The 20,406-nt window shown below is 72.3% G+C and carries 22 protein-coding genes; 10 read left to right on the forward strand and 12 right to left on the reverse strand.

What is annotated here, in order from left to right:
- The first annotated feature begins 141 nt into the window (after positions 1-141).
- Positions 142-1,221 carry a WD40/YVTN/BNR-like repeat-containing protein gene (locus ACIBKY_RS14320; protein ID WP_397097093.1) on the forward strand — a complete coding sequence of 360 codons (1,080 nt, stop codon included), beginning with the start codon at positions 142-144 and terminating at the stop codon, positions 1,219-1,221.
- A 60-nt stretch (positions 1,222-1,281) separates the two neighbouring features.
- On the opposite strand, the gene ACIBKY_RS14325 is transcribed toward ACIBKY_RS14320, so the two are convergent.
- A complete protein-coding gene (locus tag ACIBKY_RS14325) occupies positions 1,282-2,043 on the reverse strand; it encodes a VOC family protein (RefSeq protein WP_397097094.1) in 762 nt (253 codons plus the stop codon).
- 158 nt (positions 2,044-2,201) lie between these two features.
- On the opposite strand from ACIBKY_RS14325, the gene ACIBKY_RS14330 reads away from it, so the two are divergent.
- Complete coding sequence (locus ACIBKY_RS14330; RefSeq protein ID WP_397097095.1) at positions 2,202-2,825, forward strand: alpha-ketoglutarate-dependent dioxygenase AlkB; 624 nt, start codon at positions 2,202-2,204, stop codon at positions 2,823-2,825.
- On the opposite strand, the gene ACIBKY_RS14335 is transcribed toward ACIBKY_RS14330, so the two are convergent.
- The 6 genes from ACIBKY_RS14335 to ACIBKY_RS14360 form a co-directional block, all read right to left on the reverse strand.
- The gene (locus tag ACIBKY_RS14335) at positions 2,791-3,972 is read right to left on the reverse strand and encodes an MFS transporter (protein ID WP_397097096.1); all 1,182 of its coding nucleotides are present in this window, start codon (positions 3,970-3,972) and stop codon (positions 2,791-2,793) included. The genes ACIBKY_RS14330 and ACIBKY_RS14335 overlap by 35 nt on opposite strands.
- A gap of 10 nt (positions 3,973-3,982) precedes the next feature.
- Positions 3,983-4,519 carry a CGNR zinc finger domain-containing protein gene (locus tag ACIBKY_RS14340; protein WP_397097097.1) on the reverse strand — a complete coding sequence of 179 codons (537 nt, stop codon included), beginning with the start codon at positions 4,517-4,519 and terminating at the stop codon, positions 3,983-3,985.
- 17 nt (positions 4,520-4,536) lie between these two features.
- Complete coding sequence (locus ACIBKY_RS14345) at positions 4,537-5,502, reverse strand: hypothetical protein (RefSeq protein ID WP_397097098.1); 966 nt, start codon at positions 5,500-5,502, stop codon at positions 4,537-4,539.
- 5 nt (positions 5,503-5,507) lie between these two features.
- Positions 5,508-6,497, reverse strand: a complete 990-nt coding sequence (locus tag ACIBKY_RS14350) for a hypothetical protein (protein WP_397097099.1) — start codon at positions 6,495-6,497, stop codon at positions 5,508-5,510.
- 68 nt (positions 6,498-6,565) lie between these two features.
- Entirely contained in the window at positions 6,566-6,934 is a 369-nt protein-coding gene (locus ACIBKY_RS14355) for a DUF2203 domain-containing protein (RefSeq protein ID WP_397097100.1), read from the reverse strand.
- A gap of 9 nt (positions 6,935-6,943) precedes the next feature.
- Positions 6,944-7,624 (reverse strand): GntR family transcriptional regulator, encoded by a 681-nt coding sequence (locus ACIBKY_RS14360; RefSeq protein WP_397097101.1) that lies wholly within the window; start codon positions 7,622-7,624, stop codon positions 6,944-6,946.
- Between the two features lie 86 nt (positions 7,625-7,710).
- On the opposite strand from ACIBKY_RS14360, the gene ACIBKY_RS14365 reads away from it, so the two are divergent.
- Positions 7,711-9,003, forward strand: coding sequence for an MFS transporter (locus ACIBKY_RS14365; RefSeq protein WP_397097102.1), 1,293 nt, complete (start codon positions 7,711-7,713; stop codon positions 9,001-9,003).
- A gap of 57 nt (positions 9,004-9,060) precedes the next feature.
- On the opposite strand, the gene ACIBKY_RS14370 is transcribed toward ACIBKY_RS14365, so the two are convergent.
- Positions 9,061-10,353 (reverse strand): MFS transporter, encoded by a 1,293-nt coding sequence (locus tag ACIBKY_RS14370; protein ID WP_397097103.1) that lies wholly within the window; start codon positions 10,351-10,353, stop codon positions 9,061-9,063.
- Positions 10,354-10,540: 187 nt separating this feature from the next.
- Here ACIBKY_RS14370 and ACIBKY_RS14375 point away from each other — a divergent pair, with 187 nt between their 5' ends.
- From ACIBKY_RS14375 to ACIBKY_RS14390, 4 genes are read left to right on the forward strand one after another with little or no spacing between them, the layout of a single operon-like run.
- On the forward strand, positions 10,541-11,302 hold the full coding sequence (locus ACIBKY_RS14375) for a sirohydrochlorin chelatase (RefSeq protein WP_397097104.1): 762 nt from the start codon (positions 10,541-10,543) through the stop codon (positions 11,300-11,302).
- Positions 11,303-11,344: 42 nt separating this feature from the next.
- Positions 11,345-11,899, forward strand: coding sequence for a GNAT family N-acetyltransferase (locus tag ACIBKY_RS14380; RefSeq protein ID WP_379623695.1), 555 nt, complete (start codon positions 11,345-11,347; stop codon positions 11,897-11,899).
- 10 nt (positions 11,900-11,909) lie between these two features.
- On the forward strand, positions 11,910-12,506 hold the full coding sequence (locus tag ACIBKY_RS14385; RefSeq protein WP_397097105.1) for a class I SAM-dependent methyltransferase: 597 nt from the start codon (positions 11,910-11,912) through the stop codon (positions 12,504-12,506).
- Positions 12,507-12,558: 52 nt separating this feature from the next.
- Positions 12,559-12,999 (forward strand): hypothetical protein, encoded by a 441-nt coding sequence (locus ACIBKY_RS14390; protein WP_397097106.1) that lies wholly within the window; start codon positions 12,559-12,561, stop codon positions 12,997-12,999.
- A 279-nt stretch (positions 13,000-13,278) separates the two neighbouring features.
- On the opposite strand, the gene ACIBKY_RS14395 is transcribed toward ACIBKY_RS14390, so the two are convergent.
- Positions 13,279-13,887 (reverse strand): TetR/AcrR family transcriptional regulator, encoded by a 609-nt coding sequence (locus ACIBKY_RS14395; RefSeq protein WP_397097107.1) that lies wholly within the window; start codon positions 13,885-13,887, stop codon positions 13,279-13,281.
- 108 nt (positions 13,888-13,995) lie between these two features.
- Between ACIBKY_RS14395 and ACIBKY_RS14400 the strand changes: the two genes are divergently transcribed.
- Positions 13,996-14,946, forward strand: a complete 951-nt coding sequence (locus tag ACIBKY_RS14400; protein WP_397097108.1) for an SCO7460 family lipoprotein — start codon at positions 13,996-13,998, stop codon at positions 14,944-14,946.
- Here ACIBKY_RS14400 and ACIBKY_RS14405 read toward each other — a convergent pair.
- Complete coding sequence (locus ACIBKY_RS14405) at positions 14,943-15,350, reverse strand: RidA family protein (RefSeq protein WP_379623705.1); 408 nt, start codon at positions 15,348-15,350, stop codon at positions 14,943-14,945. The two genes, ACIBKY_RS14400 and ACIBKY_RS14405, sit on opposite strands and share 4 nt — an antisense overlap.
- Before the next feature lie 42 nt (positions 15,351-15,392).
- Between ACIBKY_RS14405 and ACIBKY_RS14410 the strand changes: the two genes are divergently transcribed.
- Positions 15,393-16,004, forward strand: coding sequence for a TetR/AcrR family transcriptional regulator (locus ACIBKY_RS14410; RefSeq protein ID WP_397097109.1), 612 nt, complete (start codon positions 15,393-15,395; stop codon positions 16,002-16,004).
- A gap of 48 nt (positions 16,005-16,052) precedes the next feature.
- On the forward strand, positions 16,053-17,084 hold the full coding sequence (gene gnd, locus ACIBKY_RS14415) for a phosphogluconate dehydrogenase (NAD(+)-dependent, decarboxylating) (RefSeq protein ID WP_397097110.1): 1,032 nt from the start codon (positions 16,053-16,055) through the stop codon (positions 17,082-17,084).
- On the opposite strand, the gene ACIBKY_RS14420 is transcribed toward gnd, so the two are convergent.
- Complete coding sequence (locus tag ACIBKY_RS14420) at positions 17,071-18,861, reverse strand: hypothetical protein (RefSeq protein WP_397097111.1); 1,791 nt, start codon at positions 18,859-18,861, stop codon at positions 17,071-17,073. The two genes, gnd and ACIBKY_RS14420, sit on opposite strands and share 14 nt — an antisense overlap.
- 21 nt (positions 18,862-18,882) lie before the next feature.
- Positions 18,883-20,403 carry a glucoamylase family protein gene (locus ACIBKY_RS14425; RefSeq protein WP_397097112.1) on the reverse strand — a complete coding sequence of 507 codons (1,521 nt, stop codon included), beginning with the start codon at positions 20,401-20,403 and terminating at the stop codon, positions 18,883-18,885.
- Positions 20,404-20,406: the final 3 nt, after the last annotated feature.

A 20,406-nucleotide genomic window follows, 5' to 3' on the forward strand; every position in this document is an offset into this window, starting at 1 on the left:
GATCGCGGAGCGGGGTAGCGGGGGGTCGGAGCGCGGGACCGAGGAGTGGCACGGCAGCGGGGGGTGGGAGCGGGTGTCGGGGCGCGGGACCGACGAGTGGGTGGTGGACGGGGTGGGAGGGGCGGGCTTAGCTTGCTCGGCATGAAGTTACGTATCGCGATCACGGCCGTAGCCGCGGCCTGCGCGCTGATCACCCCCCTGCCCGCCCGGGCCGACACCCCAGACCTGGGCGGCCTCACCGGAGGCGACCTCCTCCGCTGGGACCTCAAGCAGACCGGCGTCACCGGCCGCCTGCGCGGACTGGCTCCGGTGAGCCGTGACGTCGTGTGGGCCTCGGGCAGCGGCGGTACCGTGCTCAGGACGACCGACGCCGGGCGTACCTGGCAGAACGTCTCCCCGCCCGGTGCGACCGCGCTGCAGTTCCGCGACATCGAGGCGTTCGGGCCCGGCTCCGCCGTGGCGCTGTCGATCGGGGAGGGCACCGACTCGCGGGTCTACCGGACCGACGACGCCGGCCGTACCTGGACGGAGACCTTCCGCAACGACGAGCCGCGCGCCTTCTACGACTGCATGGCCTTCTTCGACCGACGCCACGGGCTGGCGATGAGCGACCCGGTGGACGGCAGGTTCCGGATCCTGTCGACGTCGGACGGCGGGCGGAGCTGGGCGGTCCTGCCCTCCGCCGGAATGCCGGCCGCGCTGCCCGGCGAGGCCGGGTTCGCGGCCGGCGGGCAGTGCCTGGTGACGTCGGGCGGCCGGGACGCGTGGCTGGCCAGTGGCGGCGCCGAACGTTCGCGCGTGTTCCATTCCCGTGACCGTGGTCGTACCTGGACCGTGGCCGACACTCCCATCCCCGCCGGAGACCCCGCCCGCGGGGTGTTCGCCCTCGCCTTCCGCGGCCGGCACCAGGGCATCGCGGTCGGCGGCGACTACCGGCCCGACCAGGTCTCCCCCTCGGCCGGCGCCTACTCCGCCGACGGCGGCGCCAGCTGGCGGCCCTCTCGGGTGCCGCCGCCTTCCTACCGCTCCGGCGTGGCGCTGCTCCCCCTGGCCGCGATCGCCGTGGGCCCGAGCGGCAGCGACATCTCCTTCACCGGCGGCCGGACGTGGCACACGTTCGACACGGGCTCGTTCGACACCGTGTCGTGCACGCCCGACCTGAGCTGCTGGGCCGCGGGCGAGCAGGGCAGGGTGGCCCGGCTGGCCCTCGGCCGCCGCTGACCGCCCGGGGCACCACCGGCCCCTGCCCGGCCGCCAGGACCGGGCAGGGGCCGGATCCGGTCAGCCGGAGCTGGTCATGACGGCGAAGCGGACGCCGTGGGGGTCGGTCAGGGTGGCGAAGCGGCCCACCCCTTCCACCGACTCGGCGGCCATCGCCACCGCGCCGCCCAGTTCACGCGCCTTGGACACGACCGCGTCGCAGTCGCTCACCTCGATGTAGGGCAACCAGTGCGGCGCGACGCCCGGCATGGGCACGAGCCCGGCCATGCTGTCGTCGGCGCCGCCGCCGGGCGGGGTGACGACGGTGTAGGTCATCTCGCCCATCGGCATGTCCTCGAAGCTCCAGTCGAACACCGACCGGTAGAACCCCTGCCCGCCGCCGCTGTCGGGCGTGTAGAGCTCGGCCCAGCACAACGAGCCCGGCACGGTCACCAGGTCAAGCCCCTTGAGCTGCCCCGGCTCCCAGATCGCGAACTGCGCGCCCGCCGGGTCGCTGAACTGCGCGATGCGGCCCTCGGGCCCGACCTCGGACGGCGCCATGCGGACCGTGCCCCCGGCCTGCTCGACGGCCTTCGCGGTGGCCTCGGCGTCGGTGCTGCGGAAGTAGAGGATCCAGGCGGGGCTCGCCTCCTCCTCCGTGAGCTTGCCCACCGCCGCGACGGTCTTGCCGTCCTGCTGGAACGACCCGTAGTCCCCGCCGCCCGGCATGGTGTGGTGGCTCCACCCGAACAGCTCGGTGTAGAAGGCCACGGTCGCGGGCAGGTCGGGGCTCCCGAGGTCGAGCCAGACCGGGGTGCCGGGAAGGTTCTTCGTGGTGAGCATGGCGTGCTCCTTCGTGTGGATGATGGTCGGCCCGCCGCCTCACGGTGCGGAGGGGATTGAGGGCGACGCCACTTCTCAGCGTCGCACACGGCGTCCGGGATGAGGAGAGCCTAGCGAGTCTCGAATGTGTGTTCAGGCGATCACGTATACTCGAACACATGAATGTGCTGTACCAAGGCTCGCTGCTCGACGTGGACGAGGAGCCGGGCCCCGGGCCGCTCGCGCCGGTGCGCACCCGGCTGTCGCGGGGAGCCTGGATCGACGTGCTGCCCGGCTGGCTCGGCGGCGCCGACGCGCTGTTCGACCGGCTGCTGCGCGAGGTGCCGTGGCAGGCCGAGCGCCGGGTCATGTACGACCGGGTGGTGGACGTGCCGCGCCTGCAGAAGTTCTACGGCGAGGCCGAGCCCCTGCCCGACCCGGTCCTGACCGAGGCCAGGGCCGCGCTCGACGCCCACTACGCCGAGGAGCTGGGCGAGCCGTTCCGCACCGCGGGCCTGTGCCTCTACCGCGACGGCCGCGACAGCGTCGCCTGGCACGGCGACACCATCGGCCGGGGCGCCGCCGAGGACACGATGGTCGCCATCGTCTCGGTCGGCACGCCGCGCAGCCTGCTGCTCCGCCCAAGGGGCGGCGGCCCGTCGGTGCGCCGCGAGCTGGGCCACGGCGACCTCATCGTGATGGGCGGCAGCTGCCAGCGCACCTGGGAGCACGCCGTGCCGAAGACCGCGCGGCCGTGCGGTCCGCGGATCAGCGTCCAGTTCCGTCCGCGCGGCGTGCGCTGAGCGACATCGCCCCGTAGGCCGCGACCGCCGCCGCCTGCAGCGCCGCGCCGGCCGCGAGAGCGAGGGGCACGGAGTGTACGGCCAGCGGCCCGGCCACCGCGGACCCGGCGGCGAACGAGGTGATCTTCAGGCTGGCGCCTGTGGTGAAGATCTGGCTCCTCAGCCGGGCGGGGGCGTCGCGGTGCCGTACCGCGAAAAGGGCGGTGAGCTGCGGCCCCTCGCCCACGCCCGCGATCGCGGCGGCCAGGACGGCGAGCGCGAAGGAGTCGGCGAGCGCCGCGACGGCGGTGCCCGCCCCGACCACGGCGGTGGCGGCGACGAGCGCGCCGTCGGGCCACCAGGCCCCGGCGGCGGTGGCGCGGTGGGCCAGCACCGCGTTGGCGGCGAGGGCGGTGGCGGCGGTCACGGCCAGGAGCAGCGCCCCGAACCCGGCGCTGCCCACGAGCCGCTCGCCCAGCAGTGGCGTGCACACCACCAGCATCGCGACCCCGGCCATGGAGATCATCGAGGTCACGGTGGCCCGGCGCAGCGAGGGGTTGCCGGTGATCGCCCGCGCTCCGGCCAGGAGTTCGGCCGCTACCGAGGCACCCTTCTCCACGCGCTCGCGCGGCGGGAGCGACAGGGCGACGGGCAGCGACGCGGCGATGAGGACGCAGGCGGCGATCACCGGCGTGGAGCCGCCGCCGAAGGCCGCCATGAGCCCGGCGAGGGCGGGCCCGAGCAGGGCCGCGACGTTGTAGGAGATCGAGTCGAGGGCGTTGGCGCGCGGGAGCGAGCCCGCCGGCACGGCCAGGGGTAGCTGTGCCGTCCAGCCGCCGCTCAGCGCGGACCCGAGCAGCCCGGTCAGCACCGCGAGCCCGATCACCAGCCCGTCCGGCACCCGGCCGAGGAGGGCGAGGATCACCAGGAGCCCGCCCGCGTACCCCGTCAGGCACCAGGCCAGCAGCCGGCCCGGCCGCCGCGCGCGGTCGAGCAGCACGCCGAGCAGCGGCCCGCCCACCGAGGCCGAGACCGTCAGCCCCGCGAGCAGCCATCCCGCTACCGCGGGCGACCCGCTGACGGCCAGCCCCAGCACGAGCAGCGCGGGCCCGGACATGTCGTCGCCGGTACGCGCCGAGGCCGCCCCGAGCATGTAACGCCATAACATGCAAGAGACGTTACATGCCCCGGGTGGCGGCGCGGTGGGCGGCCACCCGTTCCCTGGTGGCACAGCGCGGCGAGCAGTAGCGCCTGGGGCTGCCGCCCGAGGTGTCCAGGAACGGCCGGCCGCAGGGCGCCGAGGCGCACAGCCCCGCCGGAACCCGCTGATGATCGGCCAGCAGCACCGCCATCGACATCGCCGATGAGGCCAGGAACCACTCCGCCCACGGCGCGTCGTCGTCGCGGTCCACGTGCAGGTGCCAGGTCGTCGTGCCGCCGTGGTCGGTCAGGCGGGGCGGGCAGGCGGTGCCGGCCAGCAGCCGGTTGAGCAGCCCCGCCGCCTCGCCCGCCGAGGGGGCGGCGAACAGCTCCATGAGGCGCCCGGCGGCCGCGCGCATCGCGCTCACGTCGTCCGGCGACAGCTCCAGCGGGCCCAGCTCTCCGTGGGCCCGCAGGACGCCGGCGATCGACCCGGGCGTCGGCTCCTCCCACAGCAGGGCCTCGCACAACGCCACCGCCCGCGCCGCCATCGCCCTGGTCGAATGCACCTCCATCCCTGCAGGGTACGGTGTCAGCCGCCGCAGGCGGCGAAGACGTAGGAGTCGGCCAGGACGCTGTAGCGGTCCCTGACCGTGACCTTGCCGGAAGGCACCTCGACCCGCACGACGGTCATTTTCGTCGGCCCGCTCTCCGGCACGTCCGCCAGGTGGAGCGTCACCTGGTTCTCGCCCGTCCAGTCGGCCTTCAGCACCTCGCCCTTCGGCAGCGTGAGCCGGATCTTCGCGGTGACCTGGTCCACCGCGCTGTCGTACAGGACCAGCGCGGGCTTCCTGCCCTGGATCACGTTGGCGATCGTCGCGCCGTCGGCGGCCAGGGCGTACGGGCCGTTGTAGGCGACGACCTGCGGCGGGGTCACCCGGCGTACCTGCTCGCCGCTGTCGCGGTAGACGGCCAGATCGGTCACGGGCTCCTCGCCCTCGGAGGAGGTGAGCAGTTCGCCGGCGTCGCCGCTGAAGCCGGAGACCGTCTCGTTCCTGCCGGCCGAGCCGAGCTGCGCGCCGCTCGCGGTGTCGAAGATCCGCGTCTGCTTCCCGGTGATCGCCGCGGCCAGCTTGGCGCCGTCGTCGGAGAGCAGGAGCGTCACGTCGTACTGCGCGACCCGTGGCAGCGCGTCGGCGGGCAGCAGCTTCACCCCGCCGCCGATCGTACGGACCGCCAGGCGGCCGCGCTTGGTGAAGTAGGCGACGTGGCTGCCGTCGCCGCTGACCGCGATCGGCGCCACCTGGTAACCCGAGGAGGTGCCGTCGGCGTGCCTGGCCACGGTCTGCGCGTCGCGCAGCGGCCGCTGCCCGCCGTCGTGCGTGACCAGCCGCCAGGGTCCGCACGGGCGCCGCTCGTCCTTCTTGTCGGCGCAGCCCTTCAGCGAGGCGTAACGGACGGCGTCGTGGTCGTGCGGCGCCGCCTGCGCGGGGGCTGCCGGTGACAGGCCCAGGGCGAGGGCACCCGCGGCCAGCGCGGCGGTGAACCTGATCTTCATGGCCTTCACTCCCCCGCCAGGCGCGCGGCGTACCTGGCCGCGCTGATCGTGTAGCGGTCACGCTTGGTGAGCGTGCCCGCCGAGGTGTCCACGCCCGCCGACCACGCGTGCCCCGTGCCGCTCTCCCCCTGGTAGAACAGCACGCCGAGGCCGCCGTCGCGGTCGTAGGAGGCGACCGCGGGCACGTGGCCCTTGGGCGCCGCCAGCTTCAGCGAGGGGCCCATCTCGCCGCTTGTCATGTCGTACTCGCGCAGCCTGGGTGGCTTGACCCCGTCGTAGTCGCCCGGGATGAGGGCGGCGACGTTCCTGCCGTCGGCGGCCAGGGCGTACACGCCGGCCGCACCGACGACCTGCGGCGGCGTACGGCGCAGCGGCGACCGGCCGTCGGTGTGGTGCACCACCAGCGCGGTGGTGTTGTCGGTGAGGTTGCGCGTGGCCAGCAGCTCGTCCCCGTCGGAGCTGAAGGCCTGCGGAACGTCGTCCGCCGGAAGGTTCACCGTCGCTCCCGTCCTGACGGTGACGATCTTTCCGGGCTTGTCGCCGTCGGTGTGGTCGATCGCGATCCGGTCGCCGTGTGGTGACAGGCGCAGCGTGAGGTCCATGCTTCCCGACGCCCTGGGGGTCAGGGACTTCGGCAGTGCGGTGACCCGGCCGCCGGTGGCGCGCCGTACGACCAGGCGGTGGTCGCTCGCGCGCAGGTAGCCGATCCAGCGGCCGTCACCGCTGACGGCGAACGGCGCCTCCTGGTACTGCGGGACGCCCTTTCCGTCGGTGGCCGCGGCCGCGGCGCCGGGCACGGTGACCGTGCGGCCGTCGCGCATGATCAGCCGCCACTGCCCGCACGGGTAGGAGACGTCCTGCTTGTCCGTGCAGGACGTGATCCATGCGGCTCTCGCCTCGGGTGCCGCCCCGGTGTGCGCGGCGGCGGGCGCCGCGGCCCATCCGGCCGCGAGCACCGCCGCGACGACCGTGACGGCCGCTGAGCTGTGTCTCATCCTCGTCCTCCTTTCGCTCACAGGGTTGGACCCGTGAGGAAGCAGGACAGTTGGTCACAGCTCGGCCACTATTCGCGCTGGAGGGGCCGCCGGCCTGCGAAGCCGAGTTCGTCGCGGTGGTACCAGCCCAGCTCGTTCTCGCCCTCGATCCAGCACAGGCCCACCGGGCGCCCGCCGATCACCGAGGGGAAGTCGAGCAGCACCGGCGCGATCCCCTTCACCTGCAGCCCGCGCTCGTGCCAGCCGCTGATGATCTCCTCGATCCGCGCCTCCAGTGCCTTCAGCTCGGCCAGGCCGCCGAGCGGGGAGAGGCCTTCCTGCTCGCGGTCGTAGGCGATCTCGGCGAGGTCGGCGCGGGCGGCGACCAGCCGCCGCGCCTCTTCGAGGATTCCGGGCAGCATCGCGCGCGCCTCGTCGAGGGTGAAGGTCCGCTCCATGACCGCACGCTATCGGCTGGGGTCGTAGGCGTGGACGAGCAGCCGCTCGGCGTGGTCCAGATAGTCGGCGAGGAAGGCGGCCGCCTCGTCCCTGCGGCCCGCCTCGATGTGCTCGAGCAGCTTGCGGTTGAGCACGACGAACGGCTCGTGGAAGGTACGCGGGTTCTTCATCACGTGGAAGACCAGCCGCAGCTCGGCCAGCAGCTGCCGCATGGTCTCATCGAGCCTGGGGCTGCCGTTCATGGCGACCAGCGCCTGGTGGAAGCGGATGTTGGCGGTGCCGACGCCGCGCCAGTCGTCGGCCGCGGCCGACCTTTCGGCGTCGGCGACCGCCTCCCTGATCACCGCCAGCGCCGCCCCCGTGGGGCGCCGGCGCACCGCCGCGTCCTGGAGCACGCGGCGGACGCGGTAGAGGTCGGCCACGTCCTCGGCCGACAGCACGCGGACGAAGACGCCGCGGTTGAGCCGGTGGTCCAGCAGCCGCTCGTGCCCGAGCAGCCGGAAGGACTCGCGCAGCGTGTTGCGCGAGACGCCGAGCGCCTCGGAGATGGACTCCTCCGACAGCCGCTGCCCCGGCTCGAAGAACCCCTCGATGATGCGGTCGCGCAGGATGTCGGCCACCCGCTCCGCCGTGCTGGTACGCCCGAGCCTGGACCGCTCGCGCTCAAGATCCGCAACCGCGTCATCCACATGTAACAGACAATCACCCCACAAACCCCTTGTCGAATTGTTCAACGATCCTTACGTTGAGAGACACACCTACGAAAGGCGATGCGATGTCTGGCTCCCCCCAACAGACGCGGCGGGTGATCCTCGCCAGCCTGGTCGGCACGTCGCTGGAGTGGTACGACTTCTTCCTCTACACGACGGCGGCGACGCTGGTCTTCGGCAAGCTGTTCTTCCCGACGCTCGACCCGTTCAACGCCACGCTCGCGGCACTGGCCTCCAACGCCGTCGCCTTCGTCGCCCGGCCGCTCGGCGGCGTCGTGTTCGGCCACTTCGGCGACCGCGTGGGACGCAAGACCGTCCTGGTCGTCACCCTCCTCATGATGGGCATCGCCACCTTCCTCATCGGCGTGCTGCCCAGCTTCGACAGCGTCGGCATCCTGGCCCCGGTCCTGCTCGTCACCCTCCGCTTCATCCAGGGCCTCGGCCTGGGCGGCGAGTGGGGCGGCGCCGTCATCATGACCATGGAACACGGCGACCAGCGCCGCCGCGGCTTCAACGCGAGCTGGCCGCAGGTGGGCGTGCCCGCCGGTTACGTCCTGGCCACCGCCCTGCTGACCGTCCTGTCCCTGACGCTGACCAACGAGGCGTTCCTGTCGTGGGGGTGGCGGGTGCCGTTCCTGCTGTCGGGGGTTCTGGTGCTGGTCGGCTTCTGGGTACGGCGCCGCGTCTCCGAATCCCCGCAGTTCGCCGAGATCGACACCAAGGGCGCCAAGGCCAAGATGCCGCTCCTGGAGGTCATCCGCACGCACCCGAGGGCCCTGCTGTCCGCCTTCACCGCCCGGATCGGCGTGGACGTGGCCTTCTACACCTTCACCGCCTACATCCTCGTCTACATCACCACCACGCTGGGCATGGACCGCTCGGTCGGCCTCAACGCGGTGCTGATCGGCTCGGCGCTGCAGTTGTTCCTCATCCCGGCGTTCGGCGCCCTGTCGGACCGCGTCGGCCGCCGCACCGTCTACCTGGCCGGCGTCGTGGCCGCCGCCGTCTGGGTCTTCGCCTTCTTCCCGCTGCTGGAGACCCGGTCGTTCCCGCTGATCGCGCTCGCCGCCGTCGTCGCCCTGATCACCCACGCCGCCATGTACGGCCCGCAGGCCGCCTTCATCGCCGAACTGTTCAGCACGCGGCTGCGCTACAGCGGCGCCTCCATGGGCTACCAGGTGGCCGGGATCGTCGGCGGCGCCCTGGCCCCGATCGTCGCGCTGAAGCTCTTCGACACCTACAAGTCGACGGTGGCCGTGTCGGTCTACGTGGTCATCGCGCTGGCGATCACCGCGGTCGGCCTGGCCATCGCGCCGTCCGCCCAGGACCAGGACGAACGGGTCGCCCAGCGGGCCTGAGCCGCCGCGGAAAGGGGCCGCCGGGCGGCGGCTGCCAACGCCGCCCGGCGTTCAGGTTCAGGCGGCGGTCTTCGCGCCGTGGCGCGCGGGCCGCCAGCCGCCCTTGAAGGCGGCCATCGACACCAGGAAGATCACCTGACCGGCCAGGCCGACCAGCAACCATGCCCGCCAGCCGCCCCCGGCCACGACCTGCGGCGAGACGATCAGCAGGACCACGATCATGACCCGGACGACCATGCCCCAGATGCCCAGCGCCGCGCCCTGCAGCCGCGACTCCACGTCTTCCGCGTCCTCGGAGAAGTTGGCCATCCAGGGCACGTACGCCACGCCCATGAACAGGAACATCAGCGCGTAGACGACGGTGATCTGGGTGGCGGAGGCGGCGGAGCCGATCAGGCTGACGTAGTAGCCGAGCGCGGCGATCGTCAGGACCGTCCCCACGGCGGTGAACGGCTTGCGCGTCTGCAGCCTGTCGGAGAAGCGGCCGACCACGATTACGGCCAGCGCGTTGAGGAGGATGCCGATGGCCACGACGCCGTTGGCGGCGGCGGTCTCCATCCCGAAGGCCTCGTTGAGGATGGTCGGGCCGAAGATCGCGAACGTCCAGTACAGCACCTGCCAGGCGGTGTTGCCGAGCACGTGCGCCCACAGGTGCGGATGGCGGAACAGCTCGCGTACCCGGCCGGGATCGATCTTCTCCTCGACGCGGACCGCCGACTCGGCCCGCATGACCTGGGCGCGCAGGGCGGCCGACGGCTCGGCGATCTGCCAGATGATCACCGCGCACAACATCAGCGAGACGACGCCCATGATGATCGCCTGCGACTGCCAGGCGTTGCCGAACATCGGCAGGGTCACGCTGGCGATCAGCGAGGCCAGGAAGGCGGCGCCGACCGGTCCCCACGTCCAGAACCCGAACGCCTGCGCCCGCCCCAGCCGCGGCGAGAAGTCGCGCACGAGCGAGGCGGTGATGGTGATTCCCGCGCCCTCGATGAAGAGCATCAGGCACCTGACCACGAACAGTCCCGTGGTCGTCTCGACGGTCGCCAGCAGGAAGTTGCAGGCGGCGGTGACGGTCAGGGTGGGCACGAGGATCGTGACGCGCCCCCACCGGTCCGACAGGATGCCGCCGAACCCGGCCGACAGACCGCCCACGAGCACCGAGGCGGCCGCGATGAGGCCGTAGACCTCCAGCGTCATGCCGAGGTCCCGGCGCAGCAGGGGAAGGATGGTGGCGATCGTGGTCTCGAAGTTGGCGACCAGCGAGGCGAGCACGGCGATGGCCAGCAGGCGGATGCGGTTGCCGCCCACCGGATACACGTGCAGTTCGCGGACATAGAACGGCTTCATCCCAAGTCCTCCGGGGTTGAACTGTCGCTCTAGAACGCGTTTCTAGTTGCTTCACCCTGCTCTGATTCGTCACCATCCGTCAACATTCGCGGGCATCACGATGTGATCTCGATCACATTTGCCTCGTGATCGAATCGCGGCCCGGTTTCGTTACATGAATCGGCGAATACGCATACAATGCGCGCCTGTGAGCCTGCCTGTACGTGAACGTTCCCCCCGGCCCGGTGGCGGCCGGCACCGTCGCCCGGTCCCCGCGTCGCTACCCCCGGACGCCCCCGTGCTCGTGCTCGCCTGCCCCGGCGGCACCGACGGACCCGCCGCCGACATCGCGGCCGTGGTGAGAGTCGACAACCCCCAGATCGAGGTACGCCTCACCGCCGTCACCGAGCTCTCCCAGGCCTTGACCGACAGCCGGGCGAGCGTGGTCGTGCCCCTGCTGACCTGGGACGACCCCGCCGTCCTCGGCGAGATCGGCAAGGCCGTTGCCGCGAGCGGCGCCGAGGCCGCCGTCACCGAGGCGCTCGGCCCGCACCCGCTGCTGGCCGAGGCCCTGCACATCCGCCTCGCCGAGCGCGGCCTGGCAAGAGCCGACCGCGTGCGCCTGCTGAACGTCGGCAGCCCCGTCGACGCCGTCATCCTCGGCACGCTGGGCGGCGAGCAGGCCGTCGCGGCCGCCCAGCCGACCGCCGTGCTGCTGGCCTCCCGCCTGACGATGCCGGTGGTGGCCGCCTCACTCGACAGCGAGCCCGGCGTGGCCGTGGCCGCACAACGCCTGCGGGCGGCCGGCGCCGAACGCCTCGCCATCGCCCCCTGCGCCATCGACGCACCCTCTGGCCTGGTCGAACAGGCCGCCACGGAGATCGGCGCCGGGCACGCCGACCTGCTGGGCGCGCACGGCGCGATCGCCGAACTTGTCGCGCGAGCTTACGGTAGTCAACTAGCGACTTGACAACACTTGTAAAGATCACTATGTAGGCGTTACCGTCAGCGCATGCACTGCGTCAACGTCGTCGGCGAGCGGCTCGGGCTGCGGGACGTCACGCCTGCCGACATCGACGCCCTGCACGCCATCTACGGCAACCGCGCGGCCACCGAGCATCTGCCGTTCAATCCACGTTCCCTCGACGAGGTCGCCGGGATCGTCGAGGAAGCGATGGCCGCGGCAGCGGCCGAACCCCGGCGCCTCTACCTCCTGGCCGTCACCGATCCCGACCATCACGGCGTGATCGGCGTCGCCCGCCTGCACGTCGAGGCCGACCACCCGCACAGCGCGGAGATCGGCCTCGGACTGCGGCCCGACCAGTGGGGGCGCGGGATCGGAACCGACCTGATCAGGCTCCTGTTAGGTTTCGGCTTCCGGTCGCTGGGCCTGCACCGGATCTGGGGCGCGCGCGCACCGGCCAACATCCCGGCCCAGCTGGCGATGCTCACGGCGGGGATGATCGAGGAGGGCCGGATCCGCCACCACGTGCTGGCGCCCGACGGCTGGCGCGACTCCGTCGTCCACTCGGCCATCGTGGACGAATGGAACTCCCTCTACGTCTAGAGTGACGCCGATGTGGAACCACAACATCGCCTTCCACCCTTTCGTCCTGGCGAACGTGCCCGCGGGCTGCGAACGGGCGCTGGACGTGGGCTGCGGAGACGGGCTGCTGGCCCGCAAGCTGTCCGCCCTGTCCCGGCACGTCACCGGCGTGGACGTCTCCGCCGAGATGATCGCCGAGGCCCGTGCCGCCGGAGGCCGCCCCGACTACCTCCGGGCCGACTTCCTGGCCAGTGACCTGCCCGAGTCGTCCTACGACTTCGTCACCACGGTCACCACCATCCACCACATGGACTTCGAACCCGCCCTGACCGGGATGGCGCGCCTGCTGCGCCCCGGCGGCCGGCTCGTCGTCATCGGCATCGCCGCCAACGCTACTGTCCTCGACTGGGTGATCGACGGGATGAGCGTGGTCAAGCACCAGATCGTCTCCCGCGTCCACGGCGGCGCCGAGCAGAACACCCCGGTCGCCGCGCCCACGATGACCTGGTCCGCCGTGCGCCGCGAAGCCCTGACCCTGTTGCCCGAGGCCCGGTGGCGGCGGCACCTGCTGTGGCGGTACTCCCTCACCTGGACCAAACCGCTGCCAACACCGCCCCTCCCGGCGTGAGAATGTCAGTGCCGCCCCCTACGATGAGCGACCTCACGAAAGGGTGCCTGCCATGCTCGATTCGCTGATCGTGCCGCTGCTCGTCACGACGGACCTGCCGCCGGACGCCGACCTGGCCGAGTTCGGCGCGCTCCTGACGGAGACGGCGCGCGAGCTGCCCTACGACGCCTTCCTCGCCGGGAAGGTCTTCTGGCTGGACCGCCCCGTCCTGCCCGAGCAGCGCCCCGCCTCGGAGACCGAACTCCGCTTCGCGGCGATGCTCGGATACGCCGCCGCCTCGGGCACCGGGCACGAGACCCGCCAGGTCGTCGCCGACGTGCGGCGAGCGGCCACCACGGCCATCGCCTCCCGCTACGGCAACGGCGCCGCCGCCCCGGCCGTCTTCGCCATCAGGGAGCGCGACATCCGCGAACGCACCCCGGACACCGCCCTCTACGTCGACACCCGCGACGCCACCCCCGACCTCATCACCGCCACCCGCGCCTACCTCTAGCGCACCGCGACCCAAGCGGCCTTCCCACGGCGGGAGGCAACCGCCCGGGCGTGCGCTCCCACCCCGCAGTGACCCACCCGCAGTGAACCACCCCGCGGCTCCACCGAGACGCGACCTCAGCCGGACGCCACACGCCGCGCGCGCCGGACTACCGCTGTTCTGACCCGCGGTGCATGTGGGCGCTTCCCCGCAGGTTCGGGCGTTTGGCGCATGTCAGGGGGTTCGCCTGGACCACCGCCCCGTGGGCCGCCGTCTCCCGGCGGTCCGCCCCGCGGGTCATCAGGGCGCTGCGTCGTGGGCCGGTGCGCCGGACAGCGACCCCTGGACGATGGCTTGGGCGACCCCATGGACACCTTCCCTGGTGATCGACTCGGGCGGGGCCGTGACCAGGGTGAACAGCGCTCCCGCGTACAGCGTGATCAGTGTCGCGACCCTGTCCCGTGGAATGGGCAGGGCGAGGTCGGCGTGGAGGCCGGCGGTCAGGCGCAGGGCGTCGTCCCGCAGACCGGCCAGAGCCGGGGCCATGGCCGGGCGGCGGACTGCCTCAAGCTGAAGCTCGAAGATCGCCAGATAGCGGGTACGGAGCACGGTCGCGGCCCCGAACAGCGACTCCGCCAGCAGACCGACGGTCTGCCCGATGCCGTCGGCGGAGACCTCGGCCAGCCGGGTGGCCTCGGCCATGTCGGCGAGGTGCAGTTCGCTGACGCGCTCCGCCACGGCCAGCAGCAGCGCTTCCCTGGTGCGGAAGTAGTTCGAGGCGGTGCCCTGGGGCAGCCCTGCTGCCTGCTCGACCGCGCGGTGGGTCAGCCCGTGCGCCCCGGACTCGGCGAGGAGTTCGATGGCGGCGTCGGTCAGGGCCCTGCGACGGCCGGGGTTGGTCGGCGGCATGCGGCCATGGTAGCCGCGTCCGTACTAGGACGACCGTAGTGAGGATCTCGGCGAGACGGCCTTGGACCTCTGTCCCAGGTCACCCGGAGGGGTTTAAGGTGATCTGTCATGGAGCGTTCTATGCGGCGGTGGGTGGCGGGGCTGCTGGGGATGGTCGTGCTGGCCGGCGGCTGCTCGCTGGGCACCGGCGACGACCGGAGCCGTGCCGAGGAACTGGCGGGCGAGCTCTACCCGGGCCGGCTGAAGGTGGTCGGCGCGCGCAACCTGTTCCCCGAGACGAACGGGTCGGAGATCACGTTCGCGCTGACCGGCGACCCCGACGCCGTCGTACGCCTGAGGATCGACGCGGAGAAGGGCACCTGCGACCGCAAGCCGTGTGAGAGCCAGCTCGCCGCGGCGGTGCGGAAGGGTGAGGAACTCGGGGAGAACTGGCGGCGGCTGGCGGCGGGGTTCCAGAGTTGCGGGCACCCCATCATCGCCGCCAACACGCCGTTGTCGGAGGTCTGGATCGAGGCGGCGCCCACGAACGCGACCATCGCGTCGTTCCTCGGCACGGTACGCGGGTGCCTGGGCACGGGCAGATCGCTCGCGGTGAACTTCGCCACTCCCGCCGTCGCCGCCAAGCGCCCACGCGGCGGGGAGGGGCTGCCGACGTTTCTGCGGATGACCGAGACGAAGGTGCTCGCGGCGCTGTCCAGGGAGCCCTACCTGGTCGCCTCCTACTCCCCGGCCAACGAGCCGTCCGCGCGGATCGTACGGCCCTTCGACCAGCGGCAGGAGTTCGAGAAGCGGGCACAGGCGGGCGCGAGCGCGTGGCTGGCGGCCAACCGTCCCGGCGCGATGACCGGCGGCGTGGTCGGGCTGTGGCGCCTGCGGCCGGGACGCGTGGACCGGCTCATGGGGTACGTGCTGTTCTGCGAGACCCGGCAGGCCAAGTGCCAGGGCAACCGGGCCGTGGCGATGACGGTGGACCCGCAGGGCAACCCGGTCGGCGACATGCGCGTGGTGGAGAACGTCAGGGACCAGGGCGGCGTCCTTCGCCTGCCCGCCGGCACTTAGGGGAGCACGGCGGTGGCCTCGACCTCGACCAGCAGGTCGGGCTCGCCAAGCGCCGCCACGCCCAGGAGCGTGATCGGCTTGACCGGGTCGACGCCCAGCTTCGCCGCGGCCCGCGCGACGCCCTCGCCCAGCAGCGGCAGCTTGTCCGGCGTCCAGTCCACGACGTAGACGGTGAGCTTGGCGACGTCGTCGAAGCTGCCGCCGACGCCGGCGAGCGCGGTGGCGATGTTGAGGTAGGACTGCTCGACCTGGGCGGCGAGGTCGCCCTCCCCCACCTTCGAGCCGTCGGCGTCGCGGGCGACCTGCCCGGCGAGGAAGACGAGCCGCGAGCCGGTCGCGACGGAGAGCTGACGGTAGACATCGGGCTTGGGCAGCCCGTCGGGGTTGTGCAGGGTAACGGCCATGCCCCGTAACATAACATAGCTATGCCATGTATGCTAGACGGCATGCCAAGGATGAAGGACCCGGCGGTCCGCTCGCTCCTGATCGACCGGGCGGCGCACATGCTCCGGACCCGGCAGCCGGTCACGCTCCGCTCCCTCGTCGAGGGCACAGGCGTCTCCACCATGGCCGTCTACACACATTTCGGCGGCATGGACGGTCTGTGGTCGGCCACGCGGCAGGAGGGATTCACCCGGCTGGCGGCCCGGCTGGCGGCCGTCGCGCTGACCGACGACCCGGTCCGCGACCTGGCCGCGCTCGGCGCCGCGTACACCGCCGCCGCGCTCGGCGACCCCGATCTCTACCGGGTCATGTTCGACGCCGGTTTCGAGCTAGAGGACGCCGCCGCGGCCGACGCCTCCCTCCACATGCTCGTCAGCGCGGCCGGACGGGCCACGGCGGAGGGCCGCTTCCGCCCCGGCACCGACCCCCTGGAGCTGGCCACGCGCTGCTGGGTCATCGGGCACGGGCTGACCTCGCTGGTCGCCACCGGGCCGCTGCCGCCGGAGGCGCTGGGCCACGCCGTACCCCTGCTGACCGCGCTGTTCGTCAGCGCGGGTGACGAGCGGGACCGCTGCCACCGCTCCGTCGCGGCGGGCTGGGGTCAATCACCTTAAGGGACATACACGGACATGCCATTACCCGCCCGCGGGGAGGTGACGGGCATGAAGATCGCAATGGTGGGCCTGGGCCGGATGGGCGCGAACATGACGCGCCGGATCATGCGCGCCGGCCACGAGTGCGTGGTGTTCGACCGCGCTCCCGCCGCCGTCCAGGCCCTGGCCGCCGAGGGCGCCCAGGGGAGCGCCTCGATCGAGGACCTGGTACGCGCGCTGCCCTCCCCCAGAGCCGTCTGGCTGATGCTGCCCGCCGCCGTCACCGGCCAGGCGGCCCAGACGCTGTTCGGACTGCTGGAGCCGGGCGACGTCGTCATCGACGGCGGCAACTCCTACTACCGCGACGACGTGGACCGCGCGCGGGCGGCCGGGGCGCGGGGCATCCACTACGTGGACGTGGGCACCAGCGGCGGCGTCTGGGGCCTGGACCGCGGCTACTGCCTGATGGTCGGCGGCGACGACGAGGCGGTGAAGCTGGTCGAGCCGGTCCTCGCCGCGCTGGCGCCGGGGGTCGACGCGGCGGGCCGTACCCCGGGACGGACGGGCGAGCCGTCGGCGGCCGAGCAAGGCTGGCTGCACTGCGGGCCACCCGGAGCGGGACACTTCGTGAAGATGGTCCACAACGGCATCGAGTACGCCATCATGGCCGCCTACGCCGAGGGGCTGAGCGTGCTCGGCGGCGCGGGGGCGGGCCGGCACGTGCGTGAGGCGGACGCCGAGACGGCGCCGCTGCGCGAGCCGCAGTACTACCAGTACGACGCGATCGACCTGGCCGAGGTCGCCGAGGTGTGGCGGCGCGGCAGCGTGATCGGCTCGTGGCTGCTCGACCTGACCGCCGCCGCGCTGCAGGCCGACCCTGACCTGGAGCGGTTCGCCGGCCGGGTGTCGGACTCGGGCGAGGGACGCTGGACGAGCATCGCCGCCATCGAGGAGGGCGTGCCCTCACCCGTCCTGACCGCCGCGCTCTACAGCCGCTTCGCCTCGCAGGGGGCGGCGCTGTTCGCCGGGAAGGTGCAGTCCGCCCAGCGCAAGGGGTTCGGCGGTCACGACGAGAAGGAAAATGAGGTCACGCCGGGGTGAGCTCCACGAAGGACACCCCGGGCATGGGCAGGTCGAACTCCAGCGTCAGCGCGCCCGACACCCGGACGGGCGGGGTCAGCTCGTCCAGGGTGTTCGCCGCGGCCAGTTCCTCCCACTGGCCGCCGGCGGGCCAGTCGCCGCCGCCCATCTCCCGCCACACCGCCCTGATGTTGGAGTGGTGTTCGTCGATGCGGTGATGGGTCACGACATGTTCGCCCGCCAGCCCCGGGATCGACAACGTGACCGTGCGGGCCAGTTCGGCGGCGCCGTCGGCCTGGGCCTGGTTGAGTGTGCCGTTCCAGATCAGGACGCCGATCCGGCCGTCGTCGTGGCGGGCCGCCCAGACCTCCACGCCGCCGGCGTCGCCCTCGGCGCGCGCGGCCAGTTCCTCCTCGCCCAGCCGGTGGGCCAGGGTGAGCGCGTGGTAGCGGGGTTTGCGCAGGTTGCCGACGGTCAGCAGGCCGAAGCCGCCGTGGAACAGGCGCGGCGGACGACCCAGTTCCTCGAAGTGGTCGGAAGCCACCCAGTGCGACAGCGCCTCGATCCGGCCCGCGGCCGCCTTCATGCCGTGCAGCAGGAACGTCGCGCCGAACGGGCCGTCGCCGATGCCGTGGAAGTGCGTCGGCGTGGGGCCCCACTCGGTCCACCAGATCGGGACGCCCTCGCGGCCGTGCCTGGCCAGGGCGGGCCGCCAGTCGAGGGGGGCGTTGCCGTAGGTGTGCGTGGAGACGAAGTCGAGCGCGGCGCCGGACTCGGCCACGTGCGCGAGCAGCTCCTCGACCCAGCCGTTGGCGGCCGAGGACGGCCCGCCGACGCGCAGGTCCGGGTGGACGTTCTTCACCGCCGCCGCCGTCACGTCGTAGAGCAGGAAGTACTCCTCCGGCGTGCCGGACCAGAACACGGCCAGGTTCGCCTCGTTCCAGACCTCGAAGGACCAGCGGTCGATGAGCTCCTGGATGCCGTAGCGCTCGGCCAGGTGCTCCACCAGGGCCCTGACCAGGTCGCCCCACGCCTCGAAGTCCTTGGGCGGTGAGATGATCGCCTCGTAGCCGAAGACCGTCTTGGACGGGTCAGTGGCCAGGTCGCGCGGCATGTAGCCGAGCTCCACGACCGGCCGCAGCCCGAACTCCATGATCGTGTCGTAGACCCGGTCGACCCGCGTGAAGTCGTAGACCGCCGTGCCCTCGACCTCCCTGTACACCCCCAGGTCGTCGCAGAGGATCGCGTGGGCCCGGACGCTCTCCACGCCGAACTCCTCCCGCGTCGTCCGCAGCGCCGCCGTCAGCTCGGCCCCGATGGGACGGCCGCCGGTGGTCTCCTCGGACAGCATGTGCGACAGGTGCTCGGAGCCGATCATGGCGGTCCAGGGGCGCGGCAGCGCCCGGGTGACCCGCCCGGCCTCGACCACGACCGTGACGGCCGCCGGGCCCTGCCGCGGCGCCGCCCGGACCGGCGCCGAGAAGGCGCCGGTCACCTCCATCGCGGCGATCGCCGCCACCGTGTAGGCGGCCGGGCCCTGGCCGGTGTCGACGTAGCGGCACTCCGGGACGGCGGGCACGTCGACGTCGGGCTGTTTGACCGACTCTCCGTCCCGGTGCACCAGGTACCCGATGGCGCCCGGTACCGGCTCCCAGGTCAGCGTCACGTGCCCGGCGCCGGGATCCGCCCGCAGCCCCTCCGGGGCCGGCAGCCGGATCTCGCCGACGGGTGTGACCTCCCCCGAGGCCTGGTAGATACGTTCCTGCCAGTCACGACGTGCGGCATCGGCCGTACTCATCGAGAATGCGTTCCTCTTCTGTTAGGAGACAGGTGTCCCGGGGATGACGTTCCACTCTTCGAGCCCCATCACCGGACGGAGCTTCGCCTCGACGGCGGGCGTGCCGAAGTAGCGGCGCATGTTGTCGCGGGCCAGCACGTTGCCCAGGGCGGCCATGACCATCCCCTGGTCCAGCGCCAGGTACCACTTCGACACCACGCCCGACCTGACCGCGACGGCGTCGTAGAAGCCGCCGGGCCCGTAGACGTCGAAGTTCTTCCTCAGCCCGGCCAGGTTCTCCATGGCCGCCTTCTTCGCGTACGGCAGAGCCAGGAAGCCGGCATGCGGCGTGACGACCCCGTCACCGTAGGCGGCCGGTTCCGGCTGGGCGGGGCGGCAGCCCTCGTAGCCGGGGTCGGTCGTGGTGCGTTCCCTGTCGGTGGTGTAGCCGGTGGCGTCCATGCCGAGCGGGTCCACGCCGTACTCACGGTAGCCGCCGTGCGGGTCGTTGGAGGGCGAGAAGCCCCAGTAGCCGTACTTGGCCTCGCGCAGGCCGTGCTCGATCTGGGCCTGGACGAACACCGGGTGGTTGCGGCCCCAGCTGCGCGGCGCCCACTTCGACTCGGGCACGACCAGGTCGGGCATCAGCTCTTCGAACATCGAGCCGCCCCAGTTGGGGACGTAGCGCATGCCGCGGTAGCCGTACGTGCCTTCCCAGACCTTGACGCCGAGGTGCTCCTTCCAGGAGCCGACCGGCTTCTGGTCCTGCCAGGCCCAGTCGCAGGCGTTGTCGGGGAAGGTGCGGTAGATGCCGAAGTAGTGCTCGCGCGGGATCTGGCCGAGGGCGATGCCGACGTAGGTGGCGATGCGGGTCTCGGCGGGCGCGCCGTAGTGGTGGCAGGTGGAGTAGACGACGGTGCCGGTCCCGGCGTAGTCGCTCTCGACCGAGCAGCCTTCCGGCTTCTCGGGTGAGAAGCCGCCGCGCAGCAGGCCGGTGCCGGCGTCGGGGCGGGCGGCGGGGTCGTAGTAGGAGGCGAAGTTCATGGAGCGGGCCAGGCGGCCGGCCTTGCCGGCGTGCTGCGGCATGGCCTTGGGGATCATCATGAGCGCGGTGGCCAGCCAGCCGTTGTCGACGCTGGAGGCGAAGGGCTGGATGGGGTTGCCGCTGTCGGGCCAGACGCGCACGAGCTTGAGCGTGGCCGGGTCGTACCAGTTGTAGAACTGGCCGGTGGGGGTGTTGCGCTCCAGCTTCTCCAGGGCGTCCAGGACCCTGGCCACGCGCCTGGAGGCGTCGCCGGAGCCGATGAGGCCGAGGTCGCGGGCGGTGAGCGTGCTCCAGACGTAGGTGGCGATGTTGGTGGGCGAGGTGACCTTGGCGCGGGTGCGCAGGTCGCCGGTGACCTTGTCGGCCGGCAGGCCGGTGGCGGGCTCCACCATGGCGTTCATGGAGCGCCACGTGTCCTTGGCGTACTTGTAGAGGGTTAAGTCGGGGTTCGTCACGTGCGTGGGCGTGGCGGCCAGCAAGCCCGCCAGCGTTAAGGAAGACAGGGTGTTGAGCAGCATTCC

Source organism: Nonomuraea sp. NPDC050394 (genome assembly GCF_044459065.1).
Classification (GTDB): domain Bacteria; phylum Actinomycetota; class Actinomycetes; order Streptosporangiales; family Streptosporangiaceae; genus Nonomuraea.